This is a genomic window from Nocardiopsis yanglingensis (assembly GCF_045809185.1).
In the GTDB taxonomy this organism is placed as follows: domain Bacteria; phylum Pseudomonadota; class Gammaproteobacteria; order Xanthomonadales; family Xanthomonadaceae; genus Stenotrophomonas; species Stenotrophomonas yanglingensis.
Genome location: NZ_JBJNRH010000009.1, coordinates 111,465 through 133,833, shown reverse-complemented (window position 1 = coordinate 133,833; position 22,369 = coordinate 111,465). Strand labels below are relative to the sequence as shown.

Genomic DNA, 22,369 nt, shown 5'->3' with positions numbered 1-22,369 from the left:
GCGATCAACTTACGATCCGCAGCACGTCATCCAGCAACGCAGCCGCGGTGACTTCCGCGCCCGCACCTGGCCCCTGGATCAACAACGGCTGGCGCTGATAGCGATCGCTGTGGATCGCTACCCGGTTGTCGGTGCCCGCGCCCTGTGCCAGCGGATGATCGGCCGGCAGCTCGCGCAGGCCTACCTGCGCACCGTTGTCATCAACGCGGCCAACGAAACGCAACACATGGCCGTTGTCGCGTGCCTGCTGCCAACGCGCCTGCAGCGGCGCATCCAGCTGCTCCAGTGCAGCCACTGCGTCCTCCAGCGGCAACGCTGCCAGCGCTTCAGGTACCAGTGAATCCACCTGCACCTGCGAAGCATCCAGCGCCAGCCCGCTGCTGCGCGCCAGTATCAGCAGCTTGCGACGCACGTCCTCGCCGGACAGGTCCAGGCGCGGGTCCGGTTCGGTGTAGCCCGCCGCCAGTGCTTCCCGCACCGCCGCCGAGAACGGCGACTGGCCGTCATAGCGATGGAACAGCCACGCCAGCGAACCGGACAGCACGCCCTCGATGGCATGGATGTGATCGCCACCGGCCACCAGCGCGCGCAGGCTGCTCAACAGCGGCAGGCCCGCGCCCACCGTCGCGCTGTCGCCATAACGCGCGCCACTGTCGGCACAGCTTTCCGCAATGGCCTGCGCACGAGCCAGCTGCGCACCACGGCCCAGCTTGTTGGCGGTCACCACGTGCACGCCGCGCGCCAGCCACTGCACGTGACGCGCGGCGACGTCTTCGCTGGCGGTGGCATCGACCACCACATCACCACGCTCCAGTCCTTCGGCGCTGGCCCACGGCGGCGAGCTGAGGCCGTCACGCGGTGCGCGCCGTGCCAGCTCCAGCGGCAGCGCCAGATCGCAGTCGATCGCCAGCGCGGTGCGCGAATTGGCCAACCACTGCACGCTGGGCAGTTCCAGCCCACGTGCCTGCAACGCCTGGTAGCGCTGCACGAAGGCCGAGCCCACCGTGCCGGTGCCAAGCAGCGCCAGTCGTCCCACGCCAAGCGCAGGAATTTCAGCGGCCAGTGCGCTCATGCGTCCACCACCTGTTTGCGACGCGCGGCTGCATCGATCACGGCTTCGGCGCGCTGCAGCGCGGCACCGAGATCGGCCAGCAGGTCACGCTCGGCCTCGATGCCGACCGACAGGCGCAGCAGCCCTTCGCTGATGCCGGCCGCCGCGCGTGCTCCGGCCGTCATCGCTGCATGGGTCATGGTGGCCGGATGCGCGATCAGGCTTTCGACGCCGCCCAGCGATTCGGCCAGGGTGAAGCACCGCAGGCCATCGACAAACGCACGCACCGCCGCGTGCGGATCATCACCGGCGCAGTGCGCGAGTTCGAACGACAGCATCGCACCGAAACCACTCTGCTGGCGTGCGGCGATGGCATGGCCGGGGTGATCGGCCAGGCCCGGGTAGTACACCGCGCCGACCGCCGGATGCTGGTCCAGCAGGGCAACGATCGACGCGGTGTTCTCCTGGTGCACGCGCAGGCGCGCGTCCAGCGTGCGCAGGCCGCGCAGGGTCAGGAAGGCATCGAACGGCGAACCGGTCAGGCCCAGCGCATTGCCCCACCACACCAGCTGCTCGTGCAGTGCCGGATCGCGCGCGACCACCGCACCGCCGACCACATCGCTGTGGCCGTTGATGTACTTGGTGGTGGAATGCAGCACCAGGTCGGCACCGAACGACAGCGGTTGCTGCAGCGCCGGCGACAGGAAGGTGTTGTCGACCACCACCAGTGCACCGGCCTTGTGTGCGGCATCGATGACGAAGCGCAGGTCGGTGATGCGCAGCAGCGGGTTGGACGGGGTTTCCACCAGCACCAGCTTCGGCTGGGTGGCCAGCGCCTGTGCCAGTGCACGCGGATCGGTCAGGTCGGCGGTGACCAGCTCGAAGTGGCCCTTCTTCGCCAGCGCATTGAACAGGCGCCAGCTGCCACCGTACGCATCGTGCGGCACCACCAGGGTATCGCCCGGCTGCAGCAGCGCGTTCAGCACCAGGTTGATCGCGCCCATGCCGGTCGCAGTGATGACGCCACCGGCGCCGCCCTCCAGTTCCGCCAACGCCTCGCCCAGCAGGTCGCGGGTCGGGTTGCCACTGCGCGTGTAGTCGTACTGGCGCTTGTTGCCGAAGCCTTCAAAGCTGAAGTTCGACGACAGCACGATCGGCGGCGTGACCGCGCCATGCGCGGTATCCCGATCGATGCCGGCACGGACGGCGGCAGTGGTGCGGCTACAGGACGGCTCGTTGGCGTGCAGGCTCATGCGGACTCTCCAGAAGTGCGGAAGGCGGTGGCGAGGATCGCGTCGATGCGATCGGTTTCTTTGAGGAAGGCGTCGTGGCCATAGGGCGAGCGCAGCACGCGCAGGCTGCCGCGCGGGCCCAGCCCTTCGACCAGGCCGACCAGGTCGGCCAGCGGCACCAGGCGGTCACCCTCCACCGCGACCACCACGGTGGGTGGCAGGATCGCGGCAGGGTCCACACGGTGCAGGTCGATCGATTCGGACAGGCGCAGGTAGGCGGTCACCGGCGTGCGCGCGACGTACTGCGCACCGGCAGCGTCGAGATAGTCTTCGGCGGCTACGCGCACGCGGCCGTTGATCACTTCCGGCGCGGCGTCGAAGCGCTCGCCGAATTCTTCCGGCGTGCGGTAGCTGAGCATGGCGAACTGCCGGGCCAACGCCAGCCCGTGGTCTTCACCGCACTGCAGCTGGCCCAGCGCGACTGCGCGGCGCTGCAAGGCACGCCAGGCGGCGGCATACGGATGCGGACGATGCGCGCCGCTGGCCAGCACCAGCTGGCGCACGCGGGCCCGATGACGGATCGCGAACTGCTGGCCGACCAGCGCGCCATACGAATAGCCGACGAAGGCCTTCAGCGCGCGAATGCCGAGGTGGTCCAGCAGCAGCGCCAGTGCATCGGCCTGGTCGGCGGTATCGATCGGCACATCCAGTGCACCGTCGGCGCCGATGAAGTCGAAGGCCAGTACGCGCAGCTGCTGCGGATCCAGCGCGCGCCCGCTGCCGACCAGGTCTTCGGCCCAGCCTTTCTCGCTGAACTGTGCATTGGACGCCACATGGCGATGGGCGGAAATGCCACCGGCCAGCACCACCACCGGCGCACTGGCCGGGCCGACCCACTCATAACGCAGGCGCACCGGGCTGGGGCCGGCGTGACGCATCGACAGCACCGCGGCGAACTCACCGCGCTCGGCATGCACGCGGTCTTCGACCGGCACGCTGACGGGAATAAAGGGTTCGGGGCGAATGGCGGTACTGGCGGCGAAGCTCATGGCGGGATCCGGTTGGGGAATCGGCCATCGAGCCTTCGCGGGCCCGCGTTCGAGATGCACGTGCGGTGCATGGTTCGAACCATCTTTCGGTGGACGCCACGGTCCCCGCAGGATTTGGCACCTACGCAGACGCTTTCGCGTCCGCGGGCTGCCCCGGCTTCAAAGGGCCTGTCCCTCTGCCGGTCTCGATGGTGGAGCCACGATGCCAGCCCTTTCCGGCACTGTCAATCCCTTCATGCGGATAAAGCGATGAATATTTTCAACGCAACTATGCGAAGGCGGTCGCGGTCGTCCTGTTCAGGATCGGCTACAGTCCCGGCGGTCCCTATCCACTGGAACCACAGATGCTGCGCCTGCCCCTGACCTGCCTGCTGATGTCCCTGCTGGCGAGCATGACGGCCAGCGCCGGTGACTGGCGCCAGGGCTGGGGATTGGTTTCCCCCGCCACCCCAACCACCCAGGCTGGCAGTGCCGAGGGCGCCGCCCCCATGGCCCGGCTGCGCCTGCAGCCGGTCGGCACGCAATGGCAGGCCCGGATCGACAATGGGCTGGCAGGACCGCTGCAGATCGAACTGCGCGCTGCACCCGGACGCCCGGTCGAAGGGCTGCCAGTGCAATCGCTGATCCAGGGCGACAGCAGCCTGGTGGTCGGCCACCTGCCCGCCCCGCTCGATGGCCGCACGCTGGACCTGCGCCTGCAATCGGTGCCGGGCAATCCGGCCGCACAGGCCGAGGATGTCGCCTATCGCCTGCCGTTCGATGCGGCCCGTCCGCGCGTGGACCAGGCGCCGCAGGGCCGGTTCAGCCACGATGACGAGGAGAACCGCGACGCGGTGGACTTCGCACTGCCGGAGGGCACGCTGGTGCTGGCCGCGCGCGAGGGTACGGTGATGCAGATCCAGGATGGCTTCCGTGGCAACGGCCAGGACCGCGAACGTGATGGTACCCGCGCCAACTTCATCCGCGTGCTGCACAGCGACGGCAGCATGGCGCTGTACGGCCACCTGCAGGCCGGCGGCATGCGCGTGCGTCGCGGCCAGGCGGTGGGGGCCGGGCAGCCCATCGGCCTGTCCGGCAACAGCGGATTCAGCAGCGCGCCGCACCTGCACTTCGTGGTGCAGGTCAACCGCGGCATGGGCCTGCGCTCGGTGCCGGCACGCATCTTCGCCGAGCAGGGCCAGCTGCAGTTCGCCCGCCAGGGCGAGGCCGACGGCGGCATCGGGCGCTGAACGGCCCCGGCCGGTATAATCGGGCGCTTATCTCTTTGAAAAGCGCCCCGGGCGGGCGCCACTGCCATGTCCGAAGTCGCCAACGAAGCGTCGCGTCGCCGCACCTTCGCCATCATCTCCCACCCTGACGCCGGCAAGACCACGCTGACCGAAAAGCTGCTGCTGTTCGGAGGCGCGATCCAGATGGCCGGTTCGGTGAAGGGCCGCAAGGCCGCCCGCCACGCCACCTCCGACTGGATGGCGCTGGAAAAGGAGCGCGGCATCTCCGTGACCTCCTCGGTGATGCAGTTCCCGTACGAAGGCAAGATCGTCAACCTGCTCGACACCCCCGGCCACGCCGACTTCGGCGAGGACACCTACCGCGTGCTGACCGCGGTGGACTCGGCGCTGATGGTGATCGACGTGGCCAAGGGCGTGGAAGAGCGCACCATCAAGCTGATGGAAGTCTGCCGCCTGCGCGACACCCCGATCATGACCTTCATCAACAAGCTCGACCGCGAGGGCAAGGACCCGATCGAACTGTTGGATGAAGTGGAAACCGTGCTCGGCATCCAGTGCGCGCCGGTGACCTGGCCGATCGGCATGGGCCAGCGCCTGAAGGGCGTGGTGCACCTGCTGACCGGCGAAGTGCACCTGTACGAACCGGGCCGCAACTTCACCCGCCAGGATTCGACCATCTTCCCGTCCATCGATGCCCCCGGCCTGGCCGAGAAGATCGGTGCGCAGATGCTGGCCGACCTGCGCGACGAACTGGAACTGGTGCAGGGCGCCAGCCACCCGTTCGACCTGGACGCCTACCGCGCCGGCAAGCAGACCCCGGTGTTCTTCGGCTCGGGCGTGAACAACTTCGGTGTGCAGCCGCTGCTGGACTTCTTCGTCGAGCATGCCCCGTCGCCGCAGGCGCGTTCCACCACCGGCCGCGAGATCGCACCGGAAGAGAACAAGCTGACCGGCTTCGTGTTCAAGATCCAGGCCAACATGGACCCGCAGCACCGTGACCGCGTGGCGTTCATGCGCGTCTGCTCGGGCCGCTTCAGCGCTGGCATGAAGACCTTCCACGTGCGCACCGGCAAGGAAATGAAGCTGGCCAACGCGCTGACCTTCATGGCCAGCGACCGTGAAATCGCCGCCGAGGCGTGGCCGGGCGATGTGATCGGCATCCACAACCACGGCACCATTTCCATCGGCGATACCTTCACCGAAGGCGAAGCGGTCACCTTCACGGGCATCCCCAACTTCGCCCCGGAACTGTTCCGTCGCGCACGCCTGCGTGATCCGCTCAAGCTCAAGCAGCTGCAGAAGGGCCTGGCCCAGCTGTCCGAAGAAGGTGCGACCCAGTTCTTTCGCCCGCTGACCAGCAACGATCTGATCCTGGGTGCGGTCGGTGTGCTGCAGTTCGACGTGGCCGCCTACCGCCTGAAGGACGAGTACGGCGTGGAAGCCACCTTCGAGCAGGTCAGCGTCAGCACCGCACGCTGGGTCCACTGCAGCAACGAAAAGAAGCTGGAAGAGTTCCGCGAGAAGAACGCGCTGAACCTGGCACTGGATGCGGCCGGACACCTGGTCTACCTGGCACCGACCCGGGTCAACCTGCAGCTGGCCCAGGAACGCTCGCCGGACGTGCGCTTCTCGGCCACCCGCGAAGCGGCGCATACCGTTTCGGTGGGCTGATGCCAGCGGGTCGGATCCCTTTCCGCAGGAAAGGGCTCTGACCCCGGCGCTGCCGGGGCTTCATCCACGCATGGCGTGGATCTACCGATCACGGGTTCATCGGCGCAACGCAGGGATTCACCCACCATACGGTGACGGGCGTGCACATGTCGCCCATCGCGGCGATGATAGGGGGACGCGGGTCCCCCTCCCCGTGAACGATGCCCATGCCCATGTCCACGACGTCCATTGCTTCGATCCGTGAAGAAATCGCCAGCGCCCTGACCCATGGCCTGGGCGCGGTGTTCGCCCTGGCAGCCAGCGCGGTGCTGATCACCCTGGCGGCGATCTACGGCGACGGCTGGCAGCTGGCCAGCGCGATCGTATTCGGTATCGCGCTGTTGCTGCTGTACACCGCCTCCACCCTGTATCACGCCATCCAGCATCCGGTCGCCAAGGGCCGGTTGAAGGTGTTCGACCACTGCGCGATCTATGTACTGATCGCGGGTACCTATACCCCGTTCACCCTGATCGGCCTGCGCGGCCCGTGGGGCTGGGGCCTGTTCACCGCGATCTGGGCGCTTGCGCTGGGCGGCGTGGTGTTCAAGCTGTTCTACACCGGCCGCTTCAAGGTGCTCTCAACGGTGATCTACATCGCCATGGGCTGGTTGGTGGTCGTGGCGATCAAGCCGATGTGGGCCTCGATCGATGGCGGCACCCTCACCTGGCTGTTCGCCGGTGGCCTGTCGTACACGCTGGGCACCTATTTCTATCACCGCGAATCGATCCCGTACTCGCACGCGATCTGGCACCTGTTCGTGATCGGTGGCAGCGTCTGCCACTTCGTCGCTGTGACCATGCAGGTGCTGTAACGGCGCGCGGGTTGTGCACACCGCGCACATGGACGCTTCGCGCCCCGTCCACGATGAAGGGGCAACCATGGCAGCGTGAATGCTGCCGCCTCCCCTGCCGCAAAGCGCACGACCCGCTGGCGCCTCCGCCGCCCCGGCCCACGAGGCCGGCGCTGGCTCACGATCCTGATCTTCCTGCTGGCCGCGATCCTGCTGCTGATCGCGTTGTGGGACTGGAACTGGTTCAAGGGGCCGGTGGAACGCGCGGTGCAGGCACGCACCGGCCGCGCACTGCACATCGGCCACCTGGATGTCGACCTCGGCCGTACCAGTACGATCCGCGCCGATGCGATCACCTTCGCCAATGCCAGCTGGGCGAAACAACCCGATATGGCCACCGCAGACCGCGTCGAGATCGACGTACGGGTGTGGCCCCTGCTGCGCGGCAGCGTGCAGCTGCCCGAAGTGCGCCTGACCCGGCCGGACGTGCTGCTGGAAACCGCGCCGCGCAAGGGCGACCCGGGCAACTGGGATTTCCTCGGCAACAGCACCGGCGGGACCAGCCCCCAGCTCAAACGGTTGCACATCGATGACGGTCGCCTGCAGTTCCTCGACGCGCTCGGCCGCACCGATATCCGCGTGGACGTGCGCAGCGGGCAGCCGAAGCAGGCCGATGCGGCGCCACCGCTGCTGGTACAGGGCAAGGGACACTGGCAGGGCAATCCATTCACCCTGCGTGGCGGCACCGAATCACCGCTGGAGCTGACCGACAGCGACCACCCGTTCCGCATCCATCTTGATGGTCGTGCAGGTGCCACCCGCGCGGTAGCCAGTGGCACATTGACCAATCCCTTCCAGCTGCGCGTGTTCGATCTGCAGTTCGCGCTCAGCGGCCAGGACCTGGCCGATCTCTACCCGCTGCTTGGCATTGCCATTCCGCCGTCGCCCCCTTATGCCTTGAACGGGCGGCTCAAGCGCGACCACAACATCTGGCGCTACGACGCCTTCACCGGCAAGGTCGGCGACAGCGACCTCGGTGGCAATCTGCAGTTTGAGGTGGGCGGCGCGCGACCACGGCTGACCGCCACGCTGGAATCCAAACGGCTGGACTTCGATGATCTGGCCGGCTTCGTCGGTGCCCCACCAAGAACCGGCGGCGGCGAAACCGCCAACGCAGAACAGAAGGCCGAGGCCGCACGGGTTGCTGCCCGTGCACGCGTGCTGCCCGACACGCCCTACAACCTCGGCAAGCTGCGCGCGATGGATGCCGACGTGCGCTGGAAGGCCCATCGCATCAACGCGCCATCACTGCCGCTGGACGACATGGACGCGCACCTGCTGCTGGATGACGGCGTGCTGCGGCTGGACCCGCTGAACTTCGGCGTGGCCGGTGGCGACATCCGCAGCACGATCCGCATGGACGCGCGCCATCCGCAGATCAGCACCGCGCTGAAGGCCAGCGTGCGCGGCGTGCAGCTGGGCCAGTTGTTCCCGGACGCAAAACTGGCTGAACAGGCCAAGGGCGGCATCGGCGGCGAAGTGGACCTGAGCGGCCGCGGCAATTCGATCGCCGCAATGCTCGGCAGCAGCAGCGGCAAGGTCGGCCTGGCGATGGGCCGTGGCCATGTCGGCAACCTGGTGATGGAGCTGGCCGGGTTGGACATCACCGAGTCGCTGAAATTCCTGGTGACCGGTGACAAGCAGATCCCCCTGCGCTGCGCCTTCGCCGACTTCGGCGTGCGCGACGGTCTGATGAGCAGCCAGGCGCTGGCGGTGGACACCACCGATACGATCCTCATCGGCGAGGGCACGGTCAGCCTGCGCGACGAGACCCTGGATCTGCTGTTGAAGCCACGCCCGAAGGACAAGAGCATCCTGGTACTGCGCTCGCCGCTGCACATCTCCGGCACCTTCAAGGATCCCTCGTTCCGCCCGGACTTCAAGGCGTTGGGGATTCGTGGCGCGGTGGCCCTGGCGCTGGGCAGCATTGCCCCACCGGCGGCGTTGCTGGCGACCATCGAACTGGGGCCGGGGAAGGATGCCGACTGCGGGGGGCAGTATGCGAAGTAGGTTTACAGCGTTGTTCGCGGCGCCTCTGTTGATCCTGGTGTGAGTGGGACGGGTGGGCCAGTCAGGACACGCCGTAAACCCGTCCATGGGGGCTCGATGGCGCCATCCATGGCGCCAACGGTCCTGCCTGACCCACCCGTCCCACTCCTGACAGTTTCCTGCGCGCGGAACGAGAGCGGAAATTCAAAGTCAAAAGAAAAAAGCAAATTCAAAAGCTGTTGCCAACCAAGGTTGGCAGCTACCAAAGGCAGATCGCCTGCGACAAAGCTCACCGCGCTCGCGGCAATGTATCCAGAGGCTGAGGGCATGGGCGTGCAGGACCGTTGGCGCCATGGATGGCGCCATCGAGCCCCCACGGATGGGTTTACGGCGTGTCCTGCACGGCCATGCCCTCCGCCTCCCGACGTATCAGATAGGCGCTGCTTTGGCTTTGGCTTTGGCTTTGAGCTTCAAAAAGCGGGCCGGCGGGCCGCAGGCCCGCCAGCGAACACCTCACCCCGCCACGATGTACTGCTGCAGCTGATCCAGCTCCCTGCGCTGCGCATCGATCACCGACTTCACCAGGTCGCCGATGGAGATCACCCCCAGCACCTGCGCGCCCTCCACCACCGGCAGATGGCGGATGCGATAGTCGGTCACCAGCTGCAGGCAATGCTCCACCTGCTCGCCCGGCGCCACCGTCACCACCTGCGCCGTCATGATCTCTGCCACCGCCGTATCGCGTGACGAGCGATCGCGCAGCACGATCTTGCGCGCGTAATCGCGCTCGGACAGGATGCCGACGAGCCGCGGCCCGTCCATCACCAGCACCGCACCGATGCCCTTTTCCGCCATCAACCGGATCGCATCGATCACCGCCGCATCCGGCGCGACCGCGTGTACTTCAGGAGACTTGCCGTCCAACAGTTGCCGTACCGTCGTCATCTACCTGCCCTCCGAGGGTGGGTTGCAGTGCCGAGTCTGCCACGGCGGATGCTAGCCACGCGTCAACCAGGTACAGCGGCCGCTGCTTGGACTCTTCGTACAGCCTCCCCAGGTACTCACCGATCAGGCCCAGCGCGATCAGCTGCACCCCACCCAGGAACAGGATCACCGCCATCATCGTCGGCCAGCCCGCCACCCGGTCGCCATACAGCGCCGCCTTCACGATCACCCATACGCCAAAGACGAAGGCCACCGCCGCCGTCGCCAGTCCCAGGTAGGTCGCCGCCCGCAGCGGCACGGTGGAGAAGCCGGTAATGCCCTCCAGCGCGAAGTTCCACAGCCGCCACAGACTGAACTTGCTGGTGCCGGCCACTCGCGCGTGACGGTGATAGGGCACCGCGATCCGCTTGAAACCGACCCAGCTGAAAAGCCCCTTCATGAAACGGTGGCGCTCGCGCATCTCGCGCAGCGCACTCAACGCACGTGGCGACAGCAGGCGGAAATCACCGGTATCGGCCGGGATCGGCGTGCGCGACAGACGCCCCATCACCCGGTAGAACACCGCCGCGGTGGCGCGCTTGATCCAGGCCTCACCATCGCGGGCCATGCGCGTGCCATAGACGTTGTCATGGCCCTCGCGCCAGCGCGCGACGAATTCCGGTACCAGCTCCGGCGGATCCTGGCCGTCGGCGTCAAGGATCATCGCCGCTCCGTCGCGCACCAGGTCCAGGCCGGCGGTCAGCGCGGCTTCCTTGCCGAAGTTGCGCGACAGCTTCAGCGCGGAAACCCGTGCATCGGACTGGGCCAGGCGGGCGATCACGTCCCAGGTGCTGTCATGGCTGCCGTCATCCACATAGAGGATGTGGCCTTCGATATCGGGCATGCCGTCCAGCACGGCACACAACCGCGGATGCAGCAACGGCAGTGCCAGGGCCTCGTTGTAGGCGGCGATGACAAAGGTAAGCCGTTCGCGGGTCATGCCCGGATTGTACGTTGCCGCCGCCCGCAGATCAGGCGTCGTGGGCCCTCATTCTTCCGACAGGTACGCGGCCCCGCCCAGCTGCCGTGCCTGCCGCTGGATCCACGCCGCGCGCCGCTGTACGTACGGCCCTGGTTTTGCCGCGTTGTAGCGCCGCGGTGCCGGCAGCACCGCCGCCAGCCGCGCGCTCTCGGCCGGGCTCAGGCGCGCCGCGTCCTTGCCCCAGAACGTCTGCGCCGCTGCTTGCGCCCCATACACGCCATCACCGAACTCGGCGATGTTGGCGTACACCTCCAGGATGCGTTCCTTCGGCCACAGCGCTTCGATCAGCACCGTGTACCAGACCTCCAGGCCCTTGCGGATCCAGCTGCGGCCCTGCCAGAGGAACAGGTTCTTGGCCACCTGCTGGCTGATCGTGCTGGCACCCCGCAGGCGCCCGCCCTTGGCATTGTGGTCGCGGGCCTTTTCGATGGCCTGAAGGTCGAAGCCGTTGTGTTCGGGGAAGCGCTGGTCTTCGGCCGCCACCAGCGAGATCGGCAGGCTCGGTGCCATCTGGTCCAGGTCGCGCCACTGGTAATGCAGGCGATACGACCAGTCAGCCTCGCCCAGCGCCTCGCCATAGCGCCACAGCATGACCGTGGACACCGGAGGATCGATGAACCGCAGCACCAGCACCTGCACGCAGCTGAAGGCCGCCAGCAGCACCGGCAGCCACAGCAGCCGTTTCCAGCGCCAGCGCCTGCGGCGCGGGACGTCCGCCCCGGCCTCCACCTTGTGCTGCTCTCCCCCTGCCCCCATTACTGGTGCATCCTTCTTCTGTCTGGTTGTCGGCGCATTATCCGGCAACCGCCCTCGTTTACGCGCGATATGAGCCGATGACCGCCAACTCCGATTCCCTGATCCGCTTCCTGCTCCCCGACGCTGGCGTCCGTGGTGTCCATGTGCGCCTGCAGGCCACCTGGCAGGAAATCCTGTCCCACGCCGCGTACCCGGATACGGCCGCTGAACTGCTCGGCGAGGCCTGCGTGGCCTCGGCGCTGTTCACCGGCCACACCAAGATCGATGGCCGTCTGTCGATCCAACTGCGCAGCAGCACCGCCCTGCGTACCCTGTTCGCCGAGTGCACCGCCGCCGGTACCCTGCGCGGCATCGCCCAGCTCAGCGAGGGCGCCGATGCGCCGCGTGACCTGTCCAGCCTGGGCGATGACGCCCTGCTCGCGATCACCATCGAAAACCCGGGGCTGGACCCGCGCGAGCCGCAGCGCTACCAGAGCCTGGTCGCGCTGACCGCGCCGGAGCTGGACGAGGCCTTCGAGGATTACTTCCGCCAGTCCGAGCAGCTGCCGACCCGCCTGCTGCTGGCCGCCGACCGCAACGGTGCCGCCGGCCTGCTGCTGCAGAAGCTGCCGGGCGACGAGGGAGACGAGGATGGCTGGGCGCGCGCCAGCGCCTTGTTCGAAACCCTGGGCAAGGCCGAACTGCTGGCCACTCCGGCCGAGCAGCTGCTGCATCGCCTGTTCCACGAGGAGAAGCCGGCGCTGATGGGCGACAAGCCGCTGTCCTTCGCCTGCTCCTGCTCCCGTGAACGGGTCGCGTCGATGCTGCAGTCGCTGGGGGAGGACGAGGCCCGCGCCGCAGCCGAATCCACTGGAGCGGTCGAGGTCCGTTGCGAATTCTGCGGGCGCGAGTATCACTTTCCTTTGACGGAGTTCGGCATACTGTTCCACGGTGCCGAGGGGACTGTGCCGGCACCTGAACGGCTTCAGTAAACGGCTTGTCTTGCATCTGGGGGGATCAAGGCTTGTTAAGAATTCATAAACACCCTAGGATCAAGTTCCCGTCTCCGCGGGAACTTCCGTTGTCCGTCCCTGTCTGAACTGGTCCGATGCGTACCTTCCTGCGTCTACCGCTGGCCCTGATGATCGCCCTTGGCGCGATCACGGGCGTGCATGCGCAGAGCAAGGACACCCGTACCGTGCTGCCGGTGTGGAACAAGGGCAGCGGCAAGGTCGAAGCCCTGCTGTATCTGGAGCCCACCGGCGAACAGGCGGCTGGCGCCCGCTGGCACTTCGGCCGCAACTCGCTGGACGCGGCCTTCGGCCTGTCGTCGGGCGATTCGCTGGGCCTGCTCTGCAACAGCAGCAGCGGAACCAGCATGAGCGGCCTGGCCAGTCACTGCATGCTGGCCAGCCTCGGCGACGAGGATGACCTCAACAGCCGTCGCTTCAGCGGCACCGCCGCGCTGAACCGCGGCAACAGCCGCCTGGGCATCACGGCCGGTACCGGCCGTGAAACCCTGCCGGCATGGCTGTCCGGACCAAACAAGACGCCGTCGCTGCGCGCCGAGCAGAACGACCTGACCGTGTTCGCGCAGAAGAACATCGGCCGCGAAGGCTTCGTTTCCATCGCCGGTACCTATGCCAAGGCCCGCCTGGTACCGCTGGCCGACGCTTCGCCGGCCCTGGTCGACCGCTGGGACAGCAAGAGCCTGAGCATCGGTGCCGGCTACGGCAACTTCACCGGCAGCATCATCGGTCGCGTGGTCGACGTGCCGGGCAAGCCCGGCAAGTGGGAAGGCCTGGGTATCGGCCTGACCTGGCGTACCCCGTGGTCCGGCCAGCTCACCGTGGGCGCGGAAAACGTGATCAGCCGCGGCAAGAATCCGTTCTCGCCTCGCAATGAAAGCAATGACGACGGCACCGTGCCGTATGTCCGCTACGAGCAGGATCTGTAATCGGCTCGGTGTCGAGCAGCATCACTGCAACCAACACAGGGCGCCTTCGGGCGCCCTTCCTGTTTCTGCAGGTACCACGGGTTTCTGCAGGTACCACGAAGACGGCACACACGCCCGATTTGATACACACCGAAACACAACGAAATGCATCAACAGAAACGGATATGATCGCAAAATGAGGCTGTGATCACGTAAATGCGCCAAACTTACTCCGTAAGTAATTGAATTATATGGCCTCATTGTGATGTGAAGATGAACCACATCCAGAATTAACGCAGCTTTAATTTTCCAAGGGGCGCCGTTACTATCGGTTCAGCCTCGCGTTTTTTGGAGCGACTTTTTTCGCTCCGCACGCAGGCAATCACCCCAGCCAAGACTTCTTGGAGAGAGAGAGCCAATGAATTTGAAGTCCAACACGCTGCGCGATGCGGTTGTCATCGCGCTGGTCGCCGGTGCCTCCATCGCGACCGCCCAGGCCCAGGAGGCCACGGGTGCGACCAACCTGGATCGCATCCAGGTCACCGGTTCGCGCATCCGTTCGGTTGACCTGGAAACCCAGCAGCCGGTCCTGACCCTGTCACGCGAAACGATCCAGCAGACCGGCCGTACCAACGTTGCCGAAGTGCTGCAGCAGATCGCCACCAACGGTGCAGCCATCAACACCCAGTTCAACAACGGTGGCGACGGTTCGGCCGGTGTCGACCTGCGTAACCTGGGTTCCTCGCGCACCCTGGTGCTGGTCAACGGTCGTCGCTGGGTGCAGGCCCTCGACGGCACCGTCGATCTGAACACCATCCCGACCGCCATCGTCGAGCGCATTGAAGTCCTGAAGGACGGCGCCTCCTCGATCTACGGTTCGGATGCCATCGCCGGCGTGGTCAACATCATCACGCGCGACAACTTCAACGGTGGCGAAGCGCACGTCTACTACGGCCAGTTCAGCAAGGGTGACGGCGAGCGCCAGGCACTGGACCTGACCCTGGGCAGCAGCAATGACCGCAGCAGCCTGGTGTTCGGCGCCAGCTACGTGAAGGAAAAGGCCGTCATGGCCGGCGCGCGCAAGATCTCGCGCGATCCGGTGTACGGCCTGGGCGCTTCGCAGTACAGCGGTCAGACCTCGTCGGGCGGCTACTGGGACCTGACCATCGATGACGTCGGTACCGACGATTACGATGCGTGGAGCGACCTGGCAGGCAGCGACGACCCGGCAACTGCTGCACGTGCCGGGCTCAACCGCCGCGTGATCAACCCGGGTGCCGCCGGCACCGACATCAACAACTACCACGACTTCAGCAGCGCCGACGCCTACAACTACGCAAAGGACAACTACCTGCGCACGCCGCAGGAGCGCAAGTCGATCTACATCCAGGGGCGTTACGACCTGACTGATTCGATCTCCCTGCGCACCGACGCGCTGTACAACCAGCGTCTGTCGGCCCAGCAGCTGGCCGGCTACCCGCTGAGCGCGGGCAGCTACCTCGGTGGCAACCAGGGCCTGTCGGCCGACAGCTATTACAACCCGACCCGCCTGACCGACAATCCGCGCGAACTGAACTGGAACCGCCGCCTGGTCGAACAGGACCGTTACTACGAACAGGACGTCAAGACCTTCCATTGGTATGGTGGCCTTGAAGGTTCGTTCGAAGTGGCCGGCCGCTACTTCAACTGGGATGCCGGTGCCGCCTACAACGTCTCCGACCAGGTCGACACCCAGGTTGGCGACGTGAACATGGGCAACCTGTACCAGGCCACCGGTGCGTCCTTCCTGGACACCGACGGCGTGGTCAAGTGCGGTGCGCCGGGTGCTGTCATCGCCGGCTGCGTACCGTTCAACCCGTTTACCAGCGCCGGCACCATGCCGCAGGACCAGCTGGACTACATCCTGTTCAACGCCAAGGACAAGTTCCAGAACAAGTCCAAGTCGTTCACCGCCAACCTGTCCGGCGACATCGTCGAACTGCCGGGCGGCATGATGGGCTTCGCCGCCGGTGTGGAAAGGCGCAAGGAATCGGGCTACGACATGCCTGACGCGTTCGTGTCGGCCGGTCTGAGCTCGGGCAATGGCCGCAAGCCGACCTCCGGTGCCTACGACCTGACCGACGTCTACCTGGAAGTGGCCGTGCCGCTGCTGAAGGACCTGCCGGGCGCCAAGTCGCTGGAACTCAGCGCCGCCACCCGTCGTTCGGACTACAGCAACTTCGGTTCGACGCTGAACAGCAAGTTCGGATTCAAGTGGAAGCCGATCGAAGACCTGATGGTCCGCGGCAACTGGGCCGAGGGCTTCCGTGCTCCGTCCATTTCCAACCTGTTCGGTGGTGCCGGTGAGGCCTACGACAGCTATGGAGATCCGTGCTCGATCGGCAGCCCGTACATCGGCAATGCCGCCGTTGCCTCCCGTTGCGCGGCGGCAGGCATTCCCGCCAGCTACCAGCAGCGCGAGGGCTACGGCGGCCAGACCGCATGGCCGTTCGAGTGGAAGTCGAACCAGGAGCTGAGCCCGGAAACCTCGACCTCCAAGAGCCTGGGCATCGTCTACAGCCCCAGCTTCATGCGCGGCTTCGACGTGTCGCTGGACTGGTGGAAGATCAACATCAAGGACGTGATCAGCCGCCCGACCGCCGACTACATGCTCGAGCAGTGCTATGTGCAGGGCAACGCCGGCTGGTGTGACGTGCTGGGCAACTCGGGCCTGACCCGCAATGCCCTCGGCCAGATCACCTACATGGCCCGCTACCTGCAGAACCTGGGTGAGCTGGAAGTGGAAGGTTACGACCTGACCATGCGTTACCAGCTGCCGGATACCCGCTATGGTTCGTTCTCGTTCGTGTGGGACAGCGTCTACATGAGCAAGTACCGCACCAAGGCCACCCCGGAATCGGAATGGGATCCGTCCGAAGTCGGCGGCTACACCCGCGACTCCCCGATTTGGCGCATCCGCTCGAACCTGACCGCCAACTGGACCTATGGTGATTTCGGTGTGAGCTGGACCGTGCGTTACTTCTCGGGCCTGAACGAGAACTGCAAGTTCCCGGGCGTGGCTGAGTTGTGCAGCAACCCGGACAAGATCGGCCTGGAAGGCCGTCCGGACCCGGAAAACCACCTGGCCGCCACCACCTACCACGACCTGCAGGTCCGCTATAACCTGCCGTGGAACGGCACCGTCTCGGTCGGTCTGACCAACGTATTCGACAAGGAACCGCCGGTGGCCACGCAGGCCTTCGCCAACTCCTTCGACTACCAGTACGACACCCCGGGGCGTTACATGTACATGGAGTACCGCCAGCGCTTCTGATGGAAGCACCGGTGTAAGCAGCAGAACGACAGTACGGGGCCCTTCGGGGCCCCGTTTCTGTTGCAGGACCGGCGCACGCCATCACGGCAACACAAAACAAAAAGGCCGCAGCAGGGCTGCGGCCTTTCGCACGCTCCCGCGCGGCGGACTCAGCCGTTCGGAATCAGCGTCTCGATCAGGTGCTCGACGTAGGCCTCGAAATCCTCGCGCGCCTGCTTGGGTTGCTGCAACTGCAGCGACAGCTGCAGGAAGCCGACATAGGCCGCGTAGGCCAGGCGCGCGCGATGGCGTGCATCGGTCGAACTGAGTCCGGCCTGGCGGAACGAGGCGATCAGATAGTCGAGGCGGCGCTGCGACACCCGGTCGATCACCGGGCGCACCATCGGGTGGTCCAGCGCCTTCAGCAGCTCGCTGTAGATGATGTGCGGCTGCACTTCATGCGCCACCATCTGGAACAGCTGGCGAAGGCGCACACGCGGATCCGGCACGTCTTCCAGGCTGCCGAACACCTGTTCCTGTTCGAACAGTTCCCAGCGTTCCAGTGCGGCCTGCAGCAAGGCGTCGCGCGAAGGGAAATGCCAGTAGAAACTGCCCTTGGTCACGCCCAGCCGCCGTGCCAGCGGCTCCACCGCGACGGCGCCTACGCCTTGTTCAGCAATCAGGTCGAGGGCCGCCTGGGCCCAGTCTTCGGCGCTCAGGCGGCTGTTGCGGCCGGCGCGCGGTTCGCCGGCGGAAGCGTCAGGTTGATTCATGCGCTGATTTAACCATACGCCGGGGTTCGTTGCAGTACGCGGTTGCGGTCGAAACCGTCGCAGGGCCCCCGGGGCGGTCCATCCAGGCGCGTTCCGCAGCGCACCATACCGTGCAGTATTGACTTCCCCTCGAAGCAATCCATACTAGCAAGTATGGTTACGTCCCCACCTCCCGTTGCGTTCCATGACCTGCGCCTGGACGCCGCCCATGGCGCCCGCCTGGCAGCCACCGCCAGCGACCATGGCCGGCGCGGCCGGGTGCTGTTCGCACATGGTTTCGGCCAGACCCGCCACGCCTGGATTGCCACCGCCCGCGCCCTGTCTGCAGCGGGTCTGCAGACCCTGGCCTACGATGCGCGTGGCCACGGCGACTCGGACTGGAATGCCGCCGACCTGCCCTATCACGGCGAACAGTTCGCCGATGACCTGATCGTGCTGGCCGGTGAACAGCCGCGCCCGCCGGTGCTGGTCGCGGCATCGATGGGCGGCCTGTTCGGCCTGTTGGCCGAGTCGCGCTGGCCGGGTCTGTTCTCGGCGATGGTGCTGGTCGACATCACCCCGCGCTGGGATACCGCCGGTGTCGAACGCATCCTGGCCTTCATGACCGCCCATCCCGACGGCTTCGCGTCGCTGACCCAGGCCGCCGACGTGATCTCGGCCTACATGCCGCACCGTCCGCGCAAATCCGAGCAGTCGCTGCGTGCGCTGCTGCGCGAGGACGGCCACGGCCGCTGGCGCTGGCACTGGGACCCGCGCCTGGTAGCCGAACTGGCCCGCGACAGCGAACAGCACCAGGACGCACTGGCCGAGGCCGCACGCCAGGTGAAGTGCCCGCTGCTGCTGGTCAGCGGCGGTCGCAGTGACCTGGTCACGCCACAGACCGTGGCCGAATTCCTGGCGTTGGCGCCGCACGCGCGCCATGTACAGCTGCCGCAGGCCACGCATATGGTCGCCGGCGATGACAACGACGCCTTTACCGCTACTGTGTTGGACTATCTGGACGTGTTGCCCGCAGCGGATGCTGCGGCTTCGTCCGCCACAAACGAGCACGTCACCGGAGCACGCTCATGAGCATCGTTCTTCCCTTCCTCGCCCTGCTGCTGGCAGGCGCGTTCGTCGCCTACCACCGCATGCGGCTGGTTACCTGGACGCTGATCAGCGTGGCCCTGCTGGCCGCCTGCTGGTTCATTCCCTACGTCAACCAGACCGCCACGATCGTCGCGGCCGCCGTGCTGGCGGTGATCGCCGTGCCGCTGCTGCTGCCGTTCATCCGCAAGCCGCTGCTGACCGGCCCGATGATGAAGGTGTTCCGCAAGGTGCTGCCGCCGCTGTCGCAGACCGAGCGCATTGCGCTGGAAACCGGTTCGGTCGGTTTCGAGGGCGAACTGTTCACCGGTGATCCGGACTGGAACATCCTGCTCAATTACCCGAAGCCGCAGCTGACCGCCGAAGAACAGGCCTTCCTCGATGGCCCGGTGGAAGAGCTGTGCACGATGGTCAACGACTGGGAAATCACCCACGTCCACGCTGACCTGCCGCCGGAGCTGTGGGCCTTCATCAAGAAGAACAAGTTCTTCGGCATGATCATCCCGAAGGAATATGGCGGCCTGGGCTTCTCCGCGCTGGCCCACCACAAGGTGATCCAGAAGCTGGCGTCGGTGTCTTCGGTGGTCAGCTCCACCGTCGGTGTGCCCAACTCGCTGGGCCCGGGTGAACTGCTGGTGCATTACGGCACCCAGGAACAGAAGGACCAGTACCTGCCGCGCCTGGCCGATGGCCGCGAAGTGCCGTGCTTCGGCCTGACCGGTCCGTTCGCCGGCTCCGACGCCACCTCCATTCCGGACTACGGCATCGTCTGCAAGGGCGAGTGGAACGGCGAGCAGGTGCTCGGCGTCAAGCTGACCTTCGACAAGCGCTACATCACCCTGGCCCCGGTTGCTTCGCTGATCGGCCTGGCCTTCCGCATGTACGACCCGGATGGCCTGATCGGCGATACCCGCGACATCGGCATCACCCTGGGCCTGCTGCCGCGCGACACCGCCGGCGTTGAAATCGGCCGTCGCCACTTCCCGCTGAACTCGACCTTCCAGAACGGTCCGATCCGCGGCAAGGACGTGTTCATTCCGCTGACCCAGCTGATCGGTGGCGCTGCCATGGCCGGCAAGGGCTGGAACATGCTCAACGAGTGCCTGGCCGTGGGCCGCTCGATCACCCTGCCGTCCACCGCCAGCGGCGGTGCCAAGGCCGGTGCCGCAGTGACCGGCGCCTATGCGCGCATCCGCAAGCAGTTCGGCCTGTCGGTCGGTCGCTTCGAGGGCGTGGAAGAAGCGCTGGCCCGCATCGGTGGCAAGGCCTACAAGATCAGCGCGCTGTCGCAGGCCACCGCCGCTGCGGTGGACCGTGGCGATGTGCCGTCGGTGCCGTCCGCCATTGCCAAGTACCACTGCACCAACATGAGCCGTGAAGTGATCTCGGACATGATGGACGTGATCGGCGGCAAGGGCATCATCCTGGGGCCGCGCAACTTCGCCGGTCGCAGCTGGCAGGCCGCGCCGATCGCGATCACCGTGGAAGGCGCCAACATCATGACCCGCAGCCTGCTGATCTTCGGCCAGGGTGCAATCCTCTGCCACCCGTGGGTGCTGAAGGAAATGAAGGCCGCGCAGGACCCGGATACCCGTGCCGGCCTGCAGGACTTCGACCGCAGCCTGTTCGGCCACATCCGCTTCGGCATCTCCAATGCCGTGCGTTCGTTCTGGTTCGGCCTGACCGGTGCACGCTTCGGCGCCGCCCCGGGCGACGCCTACACCCGCCGTTACTTCCGCAAGCTGGACCGTTACTCGGCCAACCTGGCGCTGATGGCCGACATCTCGATGATGACCCTCGGTGGCAAGCTGAAGTTCAAGGAATCGCTGTCCGGCCGCCTGGGCGATGTGCTGAGCCACGTCTACATGACCAGCGCCATGCTCAAGCGCTACCACGACGAAGGCGCGCCGCAGGCCGACCAGCCGCTGCTGGCCTGGGCCTTCCATGACAGCGTGCACAAGATCGAAGAGTCGCTGTCGGCCGCGCTGCGCAACTTCCCGATCCGTCCGATCGGCTGGCTGATGTGGGCGCTGATCTTCCCGCTGGGCCGTCGTGCCGAGGCCCCGGGCGATCGCCTGAGCCGCCGCGTCGCCGCCCTGCTGATGGCGCCGAATGAAGCCCGCGACCGCCTGGCCAGCGGCGTGTTCCTGACCCCGTGCGAGAACAACCCGGGCGGCCGCATCAACAGCTACCTGAGCAAGGCGATCATGGCCGAGCCGGTGGAGCGCAAGTTCCTGAAGGCACTGAAGAGCAAGGGCATCGAAGCGCTGGACTTCAACAGTCAGCTGGACGAAGCCGTGGCCGAAGGCGTGATTACCCAGGACGAGCGCAGCCTGCTGGAAGAGCTGCGTACGCTGACCCTGGACACCATCACCGTGGACGACTTCGACACCCACGAACTGCGCGCGGCCAGCTACTACGACCGCCAGCACAAGGACCCGCACTCGCAGGCCGCCTGATCGCCCGCGACACGCGTTGCCTCGACGGCGGGCCTCGGCCCGCCGTCGCTTTATCCGCCGACCGGAACACCCCTCATGTCCACGCCCCTGCTCTCGCTTTACCACCGCCTGCAGCGCTGGCCCGCCGGCAACTGGCTGTTCTCGCGCGCGGTGTGCTTCAAGGCCCCCTACTTCGCCAGCATCGCGCCGCGCATCACCCGCCTGGAACACGGCCGCTGTGAAGGCACGCTGGCCGACCGCCGCAAGGTGCGCAACCACATCGGCACGGTGCACGCGATCGCGATGTGCAACCTGGCCGAGCTGACCGCCGGGCTGATGGTCGATGCCTCGCTGCCGAAGGGCATGCGCTGGATCCCGAAGGGAATGCAGGTGCAGTACCTGGCCAAGGCGCGTGGCACGCTGCGGGCGGTGGCGTTGCCGGCGCAGCCGATTGTCGTCGCGGCCGAGGGCTATGCGCTGCCGGTGACGGTGAGCGTGCGCGACCGTGCGGGCACCGAGGTGTTCAGCGCGGTCATCGACATGTGGATGTCGCCGGCGAAGTAGTGTTCCTGCGAACGGCGCAGCCCCTCGTGGGTGGACGGGTAGAGTCGAGCTTGCTCGACTGATCGGTCTGGCCGGGCAGGTAGACCGCGCAGGGGCCGCTGCAAGTACATCCCTGTAAGCTCGGTCGCCTCATCCATGCGGCTCACGCCCCTGCGCAGCCCACCTGCCCGGCCACGGACACATTCCTGCGGCGTCCACCCACGGAAGAGAAAAAGAAGAGCAAAAGCAAAAGCGGCCCATCGGCCGCTTTTTTCATGCGCGCAGAACCCACGAGCGCAGCGACCCGCTGTTGCTCTTGATCTTCTTTTTCTTCTCCGTGGGCTGGCCGCGCGCGGAACCTGTCAGGGGTCGGGGGGGGGGGGGGGGGGGGGGGGGGGGCGGGGAGGGGGGGGCCCCCCCCCCCCCACCCCCCGGACATGGGGGGGCCCCCCCCCCCCCCCCCCCCCCCCCCCCCCCCCCCCCCCACCC

General features: G+C 66.5%; 17 protein-coding genes and 1 riboswitch. Of the genes, 10 read left to right on the top strand and 7 right to left on the bottom strand.

The genetic code is table 11. The features are described from left to right. Positions 1-4 precede the first annotated feature (4 nt). Genes ACJ7C5_RS13600 through metX form a run of 3 tightly spaced genes read right to left on the bottom strand, consistent with a single transcriptional unit; the run spans position 5 to position 3,332 of the window. On the bottom strand, positions 5-1,072 hold the full coding sequence (locus ACJ7C5_RS13600; protein WP_412704198.1) for a homoserine dehydrogenase family protein: 1,068 nt from the start codon (positions 1,070-1,072) through the stop codon (positions 5-7). Beyond that, a complete protein-coding gene (locus tag ACJ7C5_RS13595; RefSeq protein WP_412704197.1) occupies positions 1,069-2,304 on the bottom strand; it encodes an O-succinylhomoserine (thiol)-lyase in 1,236 nt (411 codons plus the stop codon). Before ACJ7C5_RS13595 ends, ACJ7C5_RS13600 begins: the two co-directional genes overlap by 4 nt. Then, complete coding sequence (metX, locus tag ACJ7C5_RS13590; RefSeq protein ID WP_412704196.1) at positions 2,301-3,332, bottom strand: homoserine O-succinyltransferase MetX; 1,032 nt, start codon at positions 3,330-3,332, stop codon at positions 2,301-2,303. The genes ACJ7C5_RS13595 and metX overlap by 4 nt, the downstream gene beginning before the upstream one ends. A 76-nt stretch (positions 3,333-3,408) precedes the next feature. Next, positions 3,409-3,527: riboswitch (SAM riboswitch) on the bottom strand. Positions 3,528-3,676: 149 nt separating this feature from the next. Here metX and ACJ7C5_RS13585 point away from each other — a divergent pair. From ACJ7C5_RS13585 to ACJ7C5_RS13570, 4 genes are all read left to right on the top strand, one after another. Then, positions 3,677-4,561, top strand: a complete 885-nt coding sequence (locus ACJ7C5_RS13585) for a M23 family metallopeptidase (RefSeq protein ID WP_412704195.1) — start codon at positions 3,677-3,679, stop codon at positions 4,559-4,561. 66 nt (positions 4,562-4,627) lie between these two features. Next, the gene (locus tag ACJ7C5_RS13580) at positions 4,628-6,232 is read left to right on the top strand and encodes a peptide chain release factor 3 (protein ID WP_097049596.1); all 1,605 of its coding nucleotides are present in this window, start codon (positions 4,628-4,630) and stop codon (positions 6,230-6,232) included. Between the two features lie 212 nt (positions 6,233-6,444). Then, on the top strand, positions 6,445-7,083 hold the full coding sequence (gene trhA, locus ACJ7C5_RS13575) for a PAQR family membrane homeostasis protein TrhA (protein ID WP_005410682.1): 639 nt from the start codon (positions 6,445-6,447) through the stop codon (positions 7,081-7,083). Positions 7,084-7,158: 75 nt separating this feature from the next. Next, a complete protein-coding gene (locus tag ACJ7C5_RS13570) occupies positions 7,159-9,132 on the top strand; it encodes an AsmA family protein (RefSeq protein WP_412704194.1) in 1,974 nt (657 codons plus the stop codon). 492 nt (positions 9,133-9,624) lie between these two features. Here ACJ7C5_RS13570 and ACJ7C5_RS13565 read toward each other — a convergent pair whose 3' ends face one another. The 3 genes from ACJ7C5_RS13565 to mtgA are packed head-to-tail and all read right to left on the bottom strand — an operon-like array spanning position 9,625 to position 11,833. Then, positions 9,625-10,056 (bottom strand): CBS domain-containing protein, encoded by a 432-nt coding sequence (locus ACJ7C5_RS13565; RefSeq protein ID WP_088026824.1) that lies wholly within the window; start codon positions 10,054-10,056, stop codon positions 9,625-9,627. Continuing rightward, positions 10,016-11,035, bottom strand: coding sequence for a glycosyltransferase family 2 protein (locus ACJ7C5_RS13560; protein ID WP_093999693.1), 1,020 nt, complete (start codon positions 11,033-11,035; stop codon positions 10,016-10,018). Before ACJ7C5_RS13560 ends, ACJ7C5_RS13565 begins: the two co-directional genes overlap by 41 nt. A gap of 48 nt (positions 11,036-11,083) precedes the next feature. Further along, positions 11,084-11,833: a monofunctional biosynthetic peptidoglycan transglycosylase gene (mtgA, locus tag ACJ7C5_RS13555; RefSeq protein ID WP_088026826.1), complete on the bottom strand. Its 750-nt coding sequence runs from the start codon at positions 11,831-11,833 to the stop codon at positions 11,084-11,086. 77 nt (positions 11,834-11,910) lie between these two features. Between mtgA and hslO the strand changes: the two genes are divergently transcribed. From hslO to ACJ7C5_RS13540, 3 genes are all read left to right on the top strand, one after another. Next, complete coding sequence (hslO, locus tag ACJ7C5_RS13550) at positions 11,911-12,804, top strand: Hsp33 family molecular chaperone HslO (RefSeq protein ID WP_093999692.1); 894 nt, start codon at positions 11,911-11,913, stop codon at positions 12,802-12,804. Positions 12,805-12,920: 116 nt separating this feature from the next. Then, positions 12,921-13,769 carry an XOO1806 family protein gene (locus tag ACJ7C5_RS13545; RefSeq protein WP_088026828.1) on the top strand — a complete coding sequence of 283 codons (849 nt, stop codon included), beginning with the start codon at positions 12,921-12,923 and terminating at the stop codon, positions 13,767-13,769. Positions 13,770-14,166: 397 nt separating this feature from the next. Further along, complete coding sequence (locus ACJ7C5_RS13540) at positions 14,167-17,061, top strand: TonB-dependent receptor domain-containing protein (RefSeq protein ID WP_412704193.1); 2,895 nt, start codon at positions 14,167-14,169, stop codon at positions 17,059-17,061. A gap of 149 nt (positions 17,062-17,210) precedes the next feature. Here the strand turns inward: ACJ7C5_RS13540 and ACJ7C5_RS13535 are convergent, their stop codons facing one another. Continuing rightward, on the bottom strand, positions 17,211-17,813 hold the full coding sequence (locus tag ACJ7C5_RS13535; RefSeq protein ID WP_006464233.1) for a TetR/AcrR family transcriptional regulator: 603 nt from the start codon (positions 17,811-17,813) through the stop codon (positions 17,211-17,213). Between the two features lie 153 nt (positions 17,814-17,966). On the opposite strand from ACJ7C5_RS13535, the gene ACJ7C5_RS13530 reads away from it, so the two are divergent. The 3 genes from ACJ7C5_RS13530 to ACJ7C5_RS13520 all read left to right on the top strand — a co-directional run bounded on the left by ACJ7C5_RS13530 (position 17,967) and on the right by ACJ7C5_RS13520 (position 21,901). Further along, positions 17,967-18,884, top strand: a complete 918-nt coding sequence (locus ACJ7C5_RS13530; RefSeq protein ID WP_412704192.1) for an alpha/beta fold hydrolase — start codon at positions 17,967-17,969, stop codon at positions 18,882-18,884. Then, complete coding sequence (locus ACJ7C5_RS13525) at positions 18,881-21,358, top strand: acyl-CoA dehydrogenase (protein WP_093999689.1); 2,478 nt, start codon at positions 18,881-18,883, stop codon at positions 21,356-21,358. The genes ACJ7C5_RS13530 and ACJ7C5_RS13525 overlap by 4 nt, the downstream gene beginning before the upstream one ends. Positions 21,359-21,433: 75 nt before the next feature. Further along, a complete protein-coding gene (locus ACJ7C5_RS13520) occupies positions 21,434-21,901 on the top strand; it encodes a hotdog fold domain-containing protein (RefSeq protein ID WP_412704191.1) in 468 nt (155 codons plus the stop codon). The last annotated feature ends 468 nt before the right edge of the window (positions 21,902-22,369 follow it).

Coding starts and splice junctions, on each gene's coding strand:
- ACJ7C5_RS13545 (WP_088026828.1), top strand. CDS start 12,921: ATGCGTACCTTCCTGCGTCTACCGCTGGCCCTGATGATCGCCCTTGGC.
- ACJ7C5_RS13535 (WP_006464233.1), bottom strand. CDS start 17,813: ATGAATCAACCTGACGCTTCCGCCGGCGAACCGCGCGCCGGCCGCAAC.
- hslO (WP_093999692.1), top strand. CDS start 11,911: ATGACCGCCAACTCCGATTCCCTGATCCGCTTCCTGCTCCCCGACGCT.
- ACJ7C5_RS13600 (WP_412704198.1), bottom strand. CDS start 1,072: ATGAGCGCACTGGCCGCTGAAATTCCTGCGCTTGGCGTGGGACGACTG.
- ACJ7C5_RS13520 (WP_412704191.1), top strand. CDS start 21,434: ATGTCCACGCCCCTGCTCTCGCTTTACCACCGCCTGCAGCGCTGGCCC.
- mtgA (WP_088026826.1), bottom strand. CDS start 11,833: ATGGGGGCAGGGGGAGAGCAGCACAAGGTGGAGGCCGGGGCGGACGTC.
- metX (WP_412704196.1), bottom strand. CDS start 3,332: ATGAGCTTCGCCGCCAGTACCGCCATTCGCCCCGAACCCTTTATTCCC.
- ACJ7C5_RS13585 (WP_412704195.1), top strand. CDS start 3,677: ATGCTGCGCCTGCCCCTGACCTGCCTGCTGATGTCCCTGCTGGCGAGC.
- ACJ7C5_RS13540 (WP_412704193.1), top strand. CDS start 14,167: ATGAATTTGAAGTCCAACACGCTGCGCGATGCGGTTGTCATCGCGCTG.
- ACJ7C5_RS13595 (WP_412704197.1), bottom strand. CDS start 2,304: ATGAGCCTGCACGCCAACGAGCCGTCCTGTAGCCGCACCACTGCCGCC.
- ACJ7C5_RS13530 (WP_412704192.1), top strand. CDS start 17,967: ATGGTTACGTCCCCACCTCCCGTTGCGTTCCATGACCTGCGCCTGGAC.
- ACJ7C5_RS13565 (WP_088026824.1), bottom strand. CDS start 10,056: ATGACGACGGTACGGCAACTGTTGGACGGCAAGTCTCCTGAAGTACAC.
- ACJ7C5_RS13525 (WP_093999689.1), top strand. CDS start 18,881: ATGAGCATCGTTCTTCCCTTCCTCGCCCTGCTGCTGGCAGGCGCGTTC.
- trhA (WP_005410682.1), top strand. CDS start 6,445: ATGTCCACGACGTCCATTGCTTCGATCCGTGAAGAAATCGCCAGCGCC.
- ACJ7C5_RS13580 (WP_097049596.1), top strand. CDS start 4,628: ATGTCCGAAGTCGCCAACGAAGCGTCGCGTCGCCGCACCTTCGCCATC.
- ACJ7C5_RS13560 (WP_093999693.1), bottom strand. CDS start 11,035: ATGACCCGCGAACGGCTTACCTTTGTCATCGCCGCCTACAACGAGGCC.